Genomic DNA, 13,638 nt, shown 5'->3' on the forward strand with positions numbered 1-13,638 from the left:
CGGGAGCTTTGCCTTTGGATAACGATCTTCGTTTCGAGCCGGTAACGCCAGCACGCTGGGACGATTTCGAAATCGTGTTCGGGCCGCAGGGTGCCTTCTATAATTGCTGGTGCGTGGCGCTGCGCCTGCCGCATGCGATAAGGACTGAGATGGCGGCCGACGAACGCAAGGCGCATATGCGGGGACGGATTAACGCGGGTCCGCCGCCTGGCATCCTCTGTTATGCCGAGGGCGCGCCGGTCGCCTGGGTGCAGGTCGGGCCGCGCCACGACGTGCCGCAGTTCAATTCGCCGCGCACCGTCTCGCGGCCGCTGGAAGAGGGAGATGCGCATGATCCATCTATCTGGGCCGTCAGTTGCTTCTTCCTGCTGCCCAAACTGCGCGGCAAGGGAATGAGCCACCGCCTGCTCGCTGGCGCGATCGACCATGCGCGGCGCCAGGGAGCACGGCTGCTCGAAGCCTGTCCGATCGATCATGTGAAGCAGTCGAAATCAGTGACGCTCTGCATCGGCTCGACGGCGATCTTCGATGCGGCCGGTTTCGAGACAGTAGCGCGGCGCAAGGACGGTCGTCCGCTCATGCGGCTGGAACTGCGCGCGTGAACGTGCCGGAAACAAAATGCGCCTCGATGAGCTCGGCCGCGTGCGTCCAGTCGGTGGCGCGGGTGATGTCGTCGGCCGCCGCTGGCGCGAAACGATGGACGGGCGAGTTCGGCATCAGATGAATCAGCAGGCAATCGGCGACGTGTTCCCTAACGGAATGCAGATTGCGCGCCATATCATCAATGAAGACGACGGGAAGGGAGCGGCTGGCATGCAATGCGTGAACGATCGGCCCTTTGGGTTGTTCGGTGGCAAGCAGCGGAAAGAGCAGGCCCATCCTGTCCAACAGCCGACGGCGCTGGTCCTGGAACCGCGGCTGCATGGCTGTCAGGAAAAGGATGTCGGCCTCTTCCGAAAGTCGGTCGAGCGTTTCGACCACGCGGTCGAGCGGCGTCTGCCACAGCTCTTGGGCCTCGAAGAATTCCTCAATCAGCCGGCTGACCTCATGATCTTCGATCTCCGCGCCGTCGGCTTGCGAGACGATGTTGCCATGAAGCCGGAACGATCGCGGCAGAAAGGTGTGGCCCCGGCTCTGAAGGAAAAGCTGGAAGGGACCGATGAACTGCAACACGACGTCGTCGACGTCACAGACGATCAACGGCCGCTTGCCGAGGCGGATGTGCGAGATATCGAATTCTTCGGAGGCCACGATCAGTATTCTCCGGAATCGAGGCCCGGCGAAGAGAAATGCTGCCAGGCGCCGGTCACCGTCTCCGGGCTTATGCCGCTCGCCGCGCAGAAGGCCATGGCTGTCGGTTCGTGGTTCATCAGAAAATCCATCAGGCCGGCGAGGAATCCCGGATCGTTGACGGCGTTGCGCACCTGGCCGGGCGCCACGCCCGTCAGGGCGAGAAAGCGGCCGAACATTTCGGGATCGTCGGCAAGCCAGCCGAGCACGGCGATCGCCGTCTCGTGCGGGTCGGCAGCCTGTTGTTTCGAAGTCTTGAAGTTGCTTTGCATTTCGCTGGGTAAGTTACCTTTTCTTCAACCAAATACCGGTAGCGTGCGCTATCGGTTTCACGGAGCTATTTGTCCGCATGTGCCTTTGTCATGGGACGAACCGCTGCGCGAACGGACGTAGGGACAGCTTGTCATGCCCAAACAGGTGATGATTGTAGAAGATAACGAGCTCAACATGAAGCTCTTTCGCGACCTCATCGAGGCGTCCGGCTATACGACGATCCAGACCAGAAACGGCATGGAGGCGCTCGATCTGGCGCGCAAGCATCGTCCCGACCTCATCCTGATGGATATTCAGCTTCCCGAGGTCTCCGGCCTCGAAGTTACGAAGTGGCTGAAGGAAGACGACGAGCTGCACGTGATTCCCGTCATCGCCGTTACGGCTTTCGCGATGAAGGGGGACGAGGAGCGGATCCGCCAAGGCGGCTGCGAGGCCTATGTTTCAAAGCCGATCTCGGTTCCGAAATTCATCGAGACGATCAAGACCTATCTGGGCGATGCCTGACGCATCGGAAAGACGCTTATGACTGCGCGAATACTGGTGGTTGACGATATTCCGGCCAACGTGAAGCTGCTCGAAGCGCGGCTGCTTGCGGAGTATTTCGACGTGATGACCGCAGCGGACGGCTACACGGCACTGGCGATCTGCGAGCGCAATCAAGTCGATCTCATTCTGCTCGACATCATGATGCCCGGCATAGACGGTTTCGAGGTCTGCGAGCGGCTGAAGGCCAGCCAGAAGACCGCCCATATTCCAGTCGTCATGGTCACCGCGCTCGACCAGCCGACCGATCGCGTACGCGGCCTGAAGGCCGGCGCTGACGATTTTCTCACCAAGCCGGTCAACGATCTGCAGCTGATCTCCCGGGTGAAGAGCCTGCTGCGGCTGAAGACGTTGAGCGATGAGCTGCGCATCCGCGCCGACACCGCCCATACGATGGGCATCGACGACCTCACGCGGGCAGGCGAGGGCCGCGCCGACGAGACCGCTCAGGTCCTGCTCGTCGACGGCCGCGCCAATTCGCAGGAGCGCATCATCAAGGCGCTGAAGCCCGTCGCCGACGTGCTTGCCCTCTCCGATCCGCAGGCCGCCCTCTTCGAGGCGGCCGAAAGCGCCTTCGATCTCGTCATCGTCAATGCCAACTTCGACGATTACGATCCGCTTCGCCTCTGCTCGCAGCTGCGTTCGCTGGAGCGCACGCGCTTTCTGCCGGTCCTGATCATCACTGAGCAAGGCGCTGACGACATGGTCGTGCGCGCGCTCGATCTCGGCGTCAACGACTACATCATCCGCCCGGTCGATCCCAACGAACTGGTCGCCCGTAGCCTGACGCAGATCCGCCGCAAGCGCTACAACGACCGGCTGCGCGCCAGCGTCAAGCAGACGATCGAGCTTGCCGTGACCGATCCGCTGACCGGCCTTTATAACCGGCGCTATCTCGACAATCACCTGAACGTGCTTTTCAACCGTTCTATGGCGCGGGGCCGGCCGCTTTCGGTGCTGATCACCGATATCGACCGCTTCAAGCATGTGAACGACACCTACGGCCATGACGGCGGCGATGAGGTGCTGCGGGAATTCGCAAATCGCGTCCGTTCGACCATCCGCGGTGCCGATCTCGCCTGCCGCTACGGTGGAGAGGAATTCGTTGTTGTGATGCCGGACACCTCGCCGGAAATTGCCGCCGCCGTCGCCGAGCGCCTGCGTGCGGCGATCGAAAACGCTCCCTTCATGCTGAAACACGCCGGAGAAGCGCTGAATGTCACTGCTTCGTTCGGCATCGCCTCGCGCATTACGTCGGTGCTGACACCAGACCAGCTGATGAAACAGGCGGATCTGGCCCTTTACGAGGCCAAAAATACCGGCCGCAACCGTGTGGTCGCCGCAGCCGCCTGACGAATCACTTGCCGCCATATGCGCCATTTGCGGGTTTTCCACTGCGGTAAGCGAATTGTTACCGATTTTTAATCTTCGCCTGTGCACTGCGGGGCGAAAAAATTGCAGCTCAATAGCTCAAAAATGGACTCGCCGCGTTGCCGCGGATGTGGCGCCGCGCGATAGTCTTGAGAGCGTCAGGCCGTAGCTCAAAATGAAATGAAGACTATAAAAAATGCCTGCCGCCGACAGGGTCAAATAGATTGCGGCGGCGTCACCTCACGTAAGGGGAGGGGTGGCGTAAGTTATTAAGTTATATTGTCGAATTTCTTGGAAAGAGCAGGTGCTACGCTTCGATCCAAAGCAGAGACGACAAATCTTTGTATGTCCCAAATCTGGACTTTTAACCATAGAATCAAGATGAGAAAATTCATCATTAAGAATTTGTTGATTTTCTTTCATTTTTGCGCAAATTATCGGCTCATAAGAGAAGCGCTCCCGTTGAGGAGTTGTCGATACCCCATGATGCTCAGGTCCGCCGCATCTCCTGGGTCGTGGGGTCGGTCGGCTAGTAGGCAAGTTATAGCGGTTCCTCGTGCCGTTTTGCATGCTGGCCGACCCCCTTTCAAGAAAACGCCGCCACTTCCCGACGATGGAAGGGCGGCGTTTTGTCTGTTTGCGCTATCATCTTGAAAACCACAAAGCCGGACAATAAAAAACGCGCAACCCGAAAGCGCGCGCTTTTGTGAAATCCGTCAGGCCAAGTGATTACTTGATCTTGGTTTCCTTGAACTCGACATGTTTCTTTGCAACCGGGTCGTACTTCGTCTTCGTCATCTTGTCCGTCATCGTGCGGCTGTTCTTCGTGGTGACGTAGAAGAAACCGGTGTCGGCTGTCGACAGCAGCTTGATCTTGATTGTTGTAGCCTTGGCCATGGTCGTCCTGCCTTTAAGAAAATGAAAGCCGTGGAAGCCGGATGGGCTCCACGGCAAATCCTGGCGCGAAACTACGAATCCCGCCCGAAAAGTCAAGCCCGTTTTCGAATGAACATCAGTCTGATGCCCGAAAGTAGGGCGTAAAGACCGAAGAAAGCGGCAATCGCCCAGGCAAACCCGTTATTTCCAGCGACATCGATCGCCGCGCCGATCGCCTGCGGACCGGCCACGGTCCCCATCGCATAACAGAAGACAAAGGCAGCATTGGCTGCCGCAAGATCGGAGCCGGTCAGCCGCGAGCCGAGATGGCTGAGGCCGACCGTATAGAGGCCTGAGACGCAGCCGCCCCAGAAAAGCAGGAGCCCGGCCATCAGAAGCCAGTTGTCGAGCAGTAGCGGCAACATCATCGAGCCGATGAAGCCCATCAGCGCCATGCCGGCCAGAAGCGGCCGCTTGTCGGCGATGCGGTCGGAAAGCAGGCCGAGCGGGATCTGAAAGATGACGTTGCCGACGCCCATCATGGTGAGCAGCAGCGCGGCCTGCGATTCGGTGAAATGGGCGCGCACGGCAAAGATCGGGAAAAGCGACAGCCCGCCGGCCTCCACCGCGCCGAAGATGAAGACCGCCGCCGTCGCCGTCGGCACCAGGAAAACGTAGCGCATGAAATGCAGCTCCGGTTTTTCCTCGAGCACCGGGCTCTCGTCGCGGGCGATGAAGATCGGGATGGCCGCAAGCAGGATGGCGGCGGCGCCGATCAGGAATGGGAAGATGCCGTCGCTGCCGAGGACCGAAAAGAGCAGAGGTCCGGCCGCAAAGCCAAGGGAAAGCACCGTCGCATAGATGCCGAGCACGAAACCGCGCTTGGAAGGCGGCGAAGCGGCGTTGATCCAGAATTCGGAGAGGATGAACAGCGTCGTCGTCGCGCCATGGAAGGCGAAGCGCAGCGGAAACCACATCCAGAAATCCTGGGCGTAATAGAAACCGAGCGCGCTCAGCGCCGAAATCAGCACGGCCCAGAGCATTGTCGGCGCAACGCCGTATTTATGGGCGAGTTTGGTGGTGATCGGTGCGGCGGCCATCGCCGCGACCCCGGCCATTGCCGTGTTGAGCCCGATCAGGGTGGACGAGACGCCGCGTTTTTCGAGGATGATGCTGAGAAGCGGGAGACCGAGGCCGATTGCTATGCCAACGGCAGATATGGACGAGATGGCTGCCACCAGAGAAGGCCAATGGATTTCTTCGACATCGCCCGGTGTGCCGGTTCTCGGCTGAGACATTTATCCATCCTTAGAAAGCTGCGCGAACGAAACGGCCAATTCCCGTCAGATAGATAGACACAGACGTGCCAAATCCAGGTGACGGATGCCGCTTCGCAGTATTTCCGATGTGAGTGACCATCTGCGGAATGTAAAGCCCGTTGGGGCAAGAAACGCTTACCATGTCGGGTCTTGAGGATCTTCGGCTCTCGCATTCGGGTGGTGGTCGGTGGAGGGCTGGCACTACACGTTAAATATGTCTGGAAGGTGAAGGCGCTAATTCGGCCGGCCGGGGATGTCATAATCGTCCGGACCGTCACTCTCGCCACCGAAGCCGTGCATGCGCAGCGCCCATTGCAGACCGATGACCCCGCCCTTGATCGGCTGGATCGAGGCAAGCGCGGTGATGACGGTGATCGGCGCCCAGATGGCGATATGCACCCAGACCGGCAGCACGAAAGTCATGTCGGTCAGCATATAGCCGCCGACCACGACGTGGCCGAGGACGAGGATGACGATATAAGGCGGCAGGTCGTCCGCGCGTTGGTGATGCATCGCCTCGCCGCAGGCCGCGCAATGATCGACCGGTTTCAGGAAGGCACGAAAGAGCTTGCCGTTGCCGCAGGCCGGGCACCGGTTCATCAGCCCGCGCATGATGGAGCGCCCAAGCGGACGCTCGACCTCGGGCGCATCCCCGTAGCGGGCAACCGGATCGGTCGGTGTGCTCATCGCATGTTCCTCTTTCAGCCGAAAGCATCGGATTCGTCTTGTGAACCACGTCCAACGCCGGCGATCTTCGTTGTTGCAGCGTTTTGCCGAAAACCAGCGTCCGCTTTCGGCGCGATGCTTAGTGGCGTCCGCGTGGCGGCCTTGTTCCAGGTTTCTTGCGGACCTGGCCTCTGTCGCGGCGGCCCGCCTTGTGGAAGGAGCGCACCGCTGCAGGCATCTCGCGGCCCTCGCTGATCATCTCGAAACGCAGCGCGCCGGCAAGCGGGATCGCTTCGGCAAGCTTCACGGTAACGCTATCGCCCAGGCGATAACCGAGCCCTGTTCGTTCACCCGAGAGTGCCTGATGCGCCTCGTCATAGATGAAATAATCGGTGCCGAGCGTAGATATAGGGACGAAACCATCGGCGCCATAGTCTGGCAGGGCGACAAAAAGCCCCGATTTCGTCACGCCCGAGACCCGTCCGGCAAACTCCTCGCCGACGCGGCCGCTGAGGTGATGCGCGATCAGCCGGTCTACGGTCTCGCGCTCGGCTGCCATCGCCCGGCGCTCGAAGGTCGAGATTTCGGCGGCGATATCGTCGAGCGCCGCCTCTTCGTCGGGTGTGATGCCGCCTTCGCCGAAACCGAGCGAGCCGACAAGCGCGCGGTGCACGATGAGATCGGCATAGCGGCGGATCGGCGAGGTGAAGTGGGCGTATTTCATCAAATTGAGGCCGAAATGGCCGATATTCTCAGGGCCGTAGATCGCCTGGCTCTGCGAACGCAGCACCATCTCGTTGACCATGGTCTGGTGCGGCGTGCCGTCCGCCTTCGCCAGGATGCCGTTGAAGTTGTTGGCGCGCATGTTGCCGCCCTTGGCAAGCGAGATGCCGAGCGTGGCCAGGAACTCACGCAGGATCTCCTGCTTGGCAAGCGTCGGGCCGTCATGAATGCGATAGATCAGCGGCTGCCGCTTCTTTTCCAGCGTCTCGGCGGCGCAGACATTCGCCTGGATCATCATCTCTTCGATCAGCTTGTGCGCGTCGAGCCGTGGCGGCACGACGACCCGGTCGACCGTACCGTCGGGCTTCAGCAGGATCTTGCGCTCCGGCATGTCGAGTTCGAGCGGCTGGCGCCGGTCGCGTCCGCGCTTCATCACCTCATAGGCGTGCCAGAGCGGCTTCAGGATTGGCTCGAGCATCGGTCCGGTCTGATCGTCCGATTTGCCGTCGATCGCTGCCTGGGCCTGCTGGTAGGACAGCTTGGCCGCGCTCTTCATCATGATGCGATGGAAAGTGTGGCCGATCTTGCGGCCTTCGCCGGAAAAGCTCATGCGCACGGCGAGCGCCGGACGGTCGACGCCTTCCTTCAGCGAGCAGAGATCGTTGGAGATGCGCTCCGGCAGCATCGGCACGACGCGATCCGGGAAATAGACCGAGTTGCCGCGCTTCAGCGCCTCGCGGTCGAGCGGTGAATTGGGGCGGACATACCAGGAGACGTCGGCAATCGCGACAGTGACGATGACGCCGCCGGGATTGTCGGGCGAGGGGTCGAGCTCGGCATAGACGGCGTCGTCATGGTCCTTGGCATCGGCCGGGTCGATGGTGATCAGCGGCACGTCGCGCCAATCCTCGCGATGCGACATGCTGGCCGGTTTTGCGGCGTCCGCCTCAGCGATGACGGCCGGCGGGAAGACATGCGGGATGCCGTGTGCATGGATCGCGATCATCGAGATCGCCTTTTCCGAACCGACCGAGCCGACGACGGAAAGAACCTTGGCGCGCGGCAGGCCGAAACGGCCGAGACGGGCGATTTCGACTTCGACCAGATCGCCGTCCGTGGCGCCGCCGGTGAAGTCGGGATCGATCACCATCTCCTCGCCGCGCCGTTCGATCGGCAGCAGACGGCCGCCGCCGCCCGGTGCAGTGCGGAAAACGCCCATCGATGCGCCGCGGCGCCTGTCGATCACCTTGATGATCCGCGCCGTATAGGCCGGCCCGCCACGATCGACAGCCGGGAAGATCTTCGCCAGGATGCGGTCGCCGAGCCCGGCGACGGGCGCCTTGCCCTTGCCCTGGCGGCCTGCGGGCGATTGCTGGCGGATGGCGACGGCGGGTGCTACGCCTTGGTCTTCCGGCCATTCCGCCGGCCGGCCAATCAGATCGCCATCCTTGTCGCGCGTGGTGATATCGAGAACCGTGACGGGCGGCAGCGCACCGGGACGGATCAGCGACTTGCGGTTCTTCTGCAGCATGCCTTCTTGCTCGAGCTCCTGCAGCATGTGCTTGAGCTCGACGCGGTTGTCGCCCTTCAGGCCGAAAGCCTTGGCGAGTTCGCGTTTAGACGCTTTCTGCGGGTGATCGGCGATGAAGCGCAAGATCACCTCGCGCGAAGGCAGCGCGCCGTGGACAATGTTCAGCGGCTCGACGGCGGGGGCATCCTTGCCGGCGCGGCCGATCTTGCCCGGACGCTTGCCCGCAGGGTTCGTTCTGTCGCGCGGTATCCTGCTCACGTCAGCTCTTTTTCGATTTCGCGGGCGCTTTCGCCTTCGTTGCCTTCGGCTTGGCGGCCGTCTTGGTGGCCTTGGCTTCCGCGGCTGCCGCCTTCGGCTTGGCTTTCGCCTTGGCCGCCTTGCCCACAGGTGCCTTGCCGGCCTTTTCGGCGATCAGCGCAAGCGCCTCCTCGACGGTGATCGCCTGCGGATCCTTGCCCTTCGGCAGTGTGGCGTTGACCTTGCCCCAGTTGACATAGGGGCCGTACTTGCCGTCGCGAACGGTGATGGCGCCGCCATCAGGATGATCGCCGAGTGTTTTCAGCGCCGCCGGCGTGCCGCGCGCGCCCCGGCCCGGGGCCTGTTTTGCCTTTTCGGCGATAACAGTCACGGCGCGGTTGAGGCCGACCGAGAACACGTCCTCGACGGTTTCCAGATTGGCGTAGGAACCGTCATGGAGGAGGAACGGCCCATAGCGGCCGATGCCGGACGAGATCATCTTGCCGGATTCTGGATGTTTGCCGATATCGCGCGGCAGCGAGATCAGCGCCATCGCCTTTTCATAGTCGATGTCCTCGGGCTTCCAACCCTTCGGCAGCGAAGCGCGTTTGGCTTCCTTGCCGTCGCCGCGCTGGATATAGGGGCCGAAGCGGCCGGAACGCAGCGTCAGCTCCTCGCCGGTGGTCGGATCGGTGCCGAGGTTCTTCGGCTCGTTAAGTGCTGCGCCGTCTGCTTCTCCGCCGTTTTCAGAAGAGAGCTGGCGGGTGTAGTTGCATTCCGGATAGTTGGAGCAGCCGACGAAGGCGCCGTATTTGCCGAGTTTCAGCGACAGGTTGCCGGTGCCGCAGACCTGACAGATTCTGGGATCGCTGCCGTCCTCCCGTTTCGGGAAGACGAGTGGTGCCAGCGCCTCGTTCAGAGAATCGAGCACGTTGGTGACGCGCAGTTCCTTGGTGTCCTCGATCTGGGCGAAGAAATCCTTCCAGAAATCGCGCAGCACCTGCTTCCAGTTCAGCTCGCCGGCGGAAATCCGGTCGAGCTTTTCCTCGAGGTCGGCGGTGAAGTCGTATTCGACATATTTGGTGAAGAAGCTTTCGAGGAAAGCCGTCACCAGCCGGCCCTTGGCCTGCGGGATCAGCTTGCGTTTGTCGATCGTCACATAGTCGCGGTCGCGCAGCGTCGCGAGGGTCGCGGCATAGGTGGAGGGGCGGCCGATGCCGAGCTCTTCCATCTTCTTGATGAGCGAGGCTTCCGAATAACGCGGCGGCGGCTCGGTGAAATGCTGGGTCGAATTGATCTTCTGCTTGGCGAGCGTTTCGCGCGCAATGATCTCCGGCAGGCGGCCATCCTCGTCGCCGTCGTCGCTCTGCTCGCCATCCTCCTTCTGGTCGGTATAGGCGGCGATGAACCCGTCGAAGCGGATCACGGAGCCGACGGCGCGAAGCCCGGCCTTCTCACCCTTGTTGTCGGCGGTGATTTCAGCCGTCGTGCGCTCGATCTCGGCAGACGCCATCTGGCTGGCGATACCGCGCTTCCAGATCAGCTCGTAGAGCCGGATCTGGTCGGCATCGAGGAATTTGCGCACACGGTCGGGCGAACGATAGAAATCGGTCGGACGGATCGCCTCGTGCGCCTCCTGGGCGTTTTTCGCCTTCGTCGAGTAGAAGCGCGGCTTTTCCGGCATGTAGCGTTCGCCGAACTGGTCGACGATGGCGCTGCGCGCCGCATCGATCGCCTCGGGGGCCATCTGAACGCCGTCGGTTCGCATGTAGGTGATGAGACCGACCGTCTCGCCGCCAATATCGACACCCTCATAGAGCCTCTGGGCGATCTGCATGGTGCGCGAGGCGGAGAAGCCGAGATTGGAGGAGGCGGCCTGCTGCAGCGTCGAGGTCGTAAACGGCGGTCCCGGGTTACGCTTGACCGGCTTCGCCTCGACCGTATCGACGACATAGCTCGCACCTTCGAGCAATGCCTTCAGCCGGCCGGCATCCTCACCGTTGCCGATCGCGCGTGGCTGCAGACGTTTGCCGTTCGCCGAAACCAGCCTTGCCTCGAACTCGTCGCCGCGCGGCGTCTTCAGAAGCGCCGAGATGTTCCAGTACTCTTCGGAAATGAAGCGCTCGATCTCGGATTCGCGGTCGCAGACCAGGCGAAGCGCCACAGACTGAACGCGGCCGGCCGACCGCGCACCGGGCAGCTTGCGCCAGAGCACTGGCGAAAGATTGAAGCCGACGAGATAATCGAGCGCGCGGCGCGCGAGATAGGCGTCGACCAGCGGCACGTCGATGTCGCGCGGATCGGCCATCGCGTCGAGCACCGCCTTCTTGGTGATCGCATTGAAGACGACGCGCTTGACCGGCTTGCCGTTCAGCACGCGCTTCTTGTTCAGCATGTCGAGAACGTGCCAGGAAATCGCTTCGCCTTCGCGATCCGGGTCGGTTGCAAGAAACAGGCCATCGGCGGATTTCACCGCGTCGGCAATGTCCTTCATCCGCTTGGCGGAGGCGCTATCGACCTCCCAAAGCATTTCGAAATCCTGATCGGGGAGGACAGAGCCATCCTTGGCAGGCAGATCGCGCACATGACCGAAGGAGGCGAGCACTTTGTATCCCGGACCCAGATACTTATTGATCGTCTTGGCCTTGGCAGGCGATTCCACCACTACAACATTCATGATGATTCTCTAAAAAGGAAGCGACGCCAGCGTTGAAACCAGCGCAACACATACCGCAACTTGGATATCGGCCCTCCGACATGGACAGGGAAATCGCCGCGGTCAAGGGGTTTGCTACAATTTTACCTCTTGCATCTGTTGCAGCCGAGGGGAGATTATCGGGAAAATACAATTTTAGATAGGTTATCAAAGGTTTTTCGATACAGGGTTCGGCAATTCGCGTAGCCGCCGCCTGATGTCGCGCAAGGTTCAATCGGAAAGCGAGACGAGGCCGCCCTGCTGCCGGTGCAGCCTGCCGGCAATATCAAGCTCCAGAAGGATCAGATAGACCGCGGATGCCGACAGGCCCGTATGGCGGATGACGTCGTCGATCTCGACCGGCGTCGGCCCGAGCGCATCGATGATGCGATTCCGATCGGAATCGCCGGGTGGCACCGATATCGACTTGCTGTCACGCGCAGGCTCTTCCGCCATCGATGACGGGAACAGGTCGAATTGCGCAAGCGGCGCCAGGGCCTCAATGACATCGGCGGGTGCGGTGACGATCGAAGCACCGTCCTTCAGCAGGCCGTTGGTGCCATGGCAACGCGGATCGAGCGGTGAGCCGGGCACGGCAAACACCAGACGGCCGAACTCGCCGGCAAGCCGTGCCGTGATCAGCGAGCCCGAACGCGATGCCGCTTCGATGACGACGAGGCCGAGCCCGATGCCGGCGATGAGCCGGTTGCGGCGCGGAAAGTCGCGGGCGCGGGGCTCCCAGCCGAAGGGCATCTCGCTCACCGCCAGGCCGTTGCCGTCGGTTATCTCTTCGAGTAGGCCGACATTCTCCGGCGGGTAGGGCTGGTCGAGGCCACCGGCGAGCGCCGCGATCGTGCCTGTGTCGAGGCTTGCCCGGTGGGCTGATGTATCGATGCCGCGCGCCAGGCCGGAGACCACGGTATATCCAGCCCGGCCGCAGTCGCGTGCCACCATCGCCGCGAATTTCGCACCGGCGATCGAGGCGTTGCGCGAGCCGACGATGCCGACGGCCGGTCGCTTGGCGGCGGCAAGCGCGCCCTTGACGGCCAGAAGCGGCGGCGCGCCGTCGATCTGCTTCAGAGCTTGCGGGTAGTCCGGCTCGCCGATGCCGACGAAGCGGGCGCCGAAGCGACGCGCCGCCTCGAGTTCCCGATGTGCCTCGGCCTCGCTGGCGATGCGGATTGCCCGCGTGGCGCCGCCACGCGCCGAAAGCTCCGGCAGTGCGGCAAGTGCTGCCTCGGCCGAACCGAAATGATTGATGAGGTCGCGAAAGGTGGCAGGGCCAATATTGTCGGAACGGATGAGGCGCAACCAGGCAATTCTTTGCCGTTCGGTCAGAACAACGCCTTTTGGTCCGGCGCTCAGCGCATCCATTATCCCTTTGCCCCGATCTTGCTTTCCGCCCCGCTCATCAGGCGCGAAATATTCGCCTTGTGCTTCCAGTAGGAGATGAGGGTCATGATCGCCATCACTGCCGCAACCTTTTCGTTGCCCAGTATCCACAGTGCAACCGGAATCACAAGCATGGCAACCAACGCCGACAGCGAGGAGTAGCGGGTGGTGAAAGCGACCGCCAGCCAGACGGCGGCGAAGAGCACGACCATGATCGGCGCGACGCCGAGCAGGGTGCCGATATAGGTGGCGACACCCTTGCCGCCCTTGAAGCCGATCCAGACCGGGAAGAGATGGCCGATGAAGGCGAAAAAGCCGGCGATGATCGCGGCCTCCTCACCGAGGAAATAGCCGACGATCCAGGCCGCGGCCGATGCCTTCAGCGCATCGAGCAGCAGCGTCGCTGCGGCGAGCGTCCGGTTTCCTGTTCTGAGCACATTGGTTGCGCCGATATTGCCGGAGCCGATGCTGCGCACGTCGCCGAGGCCGGCGGCGCGCGTAAGGATCAGGCCGAAAGGGATCGAGCCGAAGAGATAACCGATAACGGCGGCGGCAAGCGCAATCGGCAGCGTGATCTGCCATGACATGAGATTGGATAACATATGCCCCCTCAGCCCCTCCGTGGCCTATCCTCGAGTCAGCCTTCTCCCGCTGCGGGATGGACGGCGATGGTGTCGATCCTAGAGCATGATGCCGAAAACTGTGAGCGGTTTTCGGACGAC

At 61.8% G+C, this 13,638-nt stretch carries 12 protein-coding genes; 3 read left to right on the plus strand and 9 right to left on the minus strand.

Annotated elements, in window-relative coordinates; translation table 11 throughout:
* Nucleotides 1-14: 14 nt before the first annotated feature.
* Entirely contained in the window at nucleotides 15-602 is a 588-nt protein-coding gene (locus tag U5G49_RS07125; protein WP_130728996.1) for a GNAT family N-acetyltransferase, read from the plus strand.
* Here the strand turns inward: U5G49_RS07125 and U5G49_RS07130 are convergent.
* Together U5G49_RS07130 and U5G49_RS07135 are read right to left on the minus strand one after the other, a co-directional pair.
* Nucleotides 577-1,251, minus strand: coding sequence for a hypothetical protein (locus U5G49_RS07130; RefSeq protein WP_168338786.1), 675 nt, complete (start codon nucleotides 1,249-1,251; stop codon nucleotides 577-579). The two genes, U5G49_RS07125 and U5G49_RS07130, sit on opposite strands and share 26 nt — an antisense overlap.
* Nucleotides 1,252-1,253: 2 nt before the next feature.
* On the minus strand, nucleotides 1,254-1,562 hold the full coding sequence (locus U5G49_RS07135) for a DUF3572 domain-containing protein (RefSeq protein ID WP_018241613.1): 309 nt from the start codon (nucleotides 1,560-1,562) through the stop codon (nucleotides 1,254-1,256).
* Between the two features lie 133 nt (nucleotides 1,563-1,695).
* Here U5G49_RS07135 and U5G49_RS07140 point away from each other — a divergent pair, with 133 nt between their 5' ends.
* Together U5G49_RS07140 and U5G49_RS07145 are read left to right on the plus strand one after the other, a co-directional pair.
* Nucleotides 1,696-2,067: a response regulator gene (locus tag U5G49_RS07140; protein WP_003547430.1), complete on the plus strand. Its 372-nt coding sequence runs from the start codon at nucleotides 1,696-1,698 to the stop codon at nucleotides 2,065-2,067.
* 18 nt (nucleotides 2,068-2,085) lie between these two features.
* On the plus strand, nucleotides 2,086-3,459 hold the full coding sequence (locus U5G49_RS07145) for a PleD family two-component system response regulator (protein ID WP_047622597.1): 1,374 nt from the start codon (nucleotides 2,086-2,088) through the stop codon (nucleotides 3,457-3,459).
* A 747-nt stretch (nucleotides 3,460-4,206) separates the two neighbouring features.
* Here the strand turns inward: U5G49_RS07145 and rpmG are convergent.
* The 7 genes from rpmG to plsY all read right to left on the minus strand — a co-directional run bounded on the left by rpmG (nucleotide 4,207) and on the right by plsY (nucleotide 13,518).
* Nucleotides 4,207-4,374: a 50S ribosomal protein L33 gene (gene rpmG / locus U5G49_RS07150; protein WP_003547442.1), complete on the minus strand. Its 168-nt coding sequence runs from the start codon at nucleotides 4,372-4,374 to the stop codon at nucleotides 4,207-4,209.
* 92 nt (nucleotides 4,375-4,466) lie between these two features.
* Nucleotides 4,467-5,651, minus strand: a complete 1,185-nt coding sequence (locus U5G49_RS07155; RefSeq protein WP_193444408.1) for an MFS transporter — start codon at nucleotides 5,649-5,651, stop codon at nucleotides 4,467-4,469.
* A 255-nt stretch (nucleotides 5,652-5,906) separates the two neighbouring features.
* A complete protein-coding gene (locus U5G49_RS07160) occupies nucleotides 5,907-6,359 on the minus strand; it encodes a DUF983 domain-containing protein (RefSeq protein ID WP_018447557.1) in 453 nt (150 codons plus the stop codon).
* Between the two features lie 118 nt (nucleotides 6,360-6,477).
* Entirely contained in the window at nucleotides 6,478-8,850 is a 2,373-nt protein-coding gene (gene rnr, locus U5G49_RS07165) for a ribonuclease R (protein WP_193444409.1), read from the minus strand.
* A 1-nt stretch (nucleotide 8,851) separates the two neighbouring features.
* On the minus strand, nucleotides 8,852-11,506 hold the full coding sequence (gene topA, locus U5G49_RS07170) for a type I DNA topoisomerase (RefSeq protein ID WP_047622599.1): 2,655 nt from the start codon (nucleotides 11,504-11,506) through the stop codon (nucleotides 8,852-8,854).
* Between the two features lie 249 nt (nucleotides 11,507-11,755).
* A complete protein-coding gene (dprA, locus tag U5G49_RS07175) occupies nucleotides 11,756-12,898 on the minus strand; it encodes a DNA-processing protein DprA (protein WP_193444410.1) in 1,143 nt (380 codons plus the stop codon).
* Nucleotides 12,898-13,518 carry a glycerol-3-phosphate 1-O-acyltransferase PlsY gene (gene plsY, locus U5G49_RS07180; RefSeq protein ID WP_193444411.1) on the minus strand — a complete coding sequence of 207 codons (621 nt, stop codon included), beginning with the start codon at nucleotides 13,516-13,518 and terminating at the stop codon, nucleotides 12,898-12,900. The genes dprA and plsY overlap by 1 nt, the downstream gene beginning before the upstream one ends.
* Between the last annotated feature and the right edge of the window lie 120 nt (nucleotides 13,519-13,638).

The organism is Rhizobium indigoferae, assembly GCF_034554815.1.
In the GTDB taxonomy this organism is placed as follows: Bacteria; Pseudomonadota; Alphaproteobacteria; order Rhizobiales; family Rhizobiaceae; genus Rhizobium; species Rhizobium leguminosarum.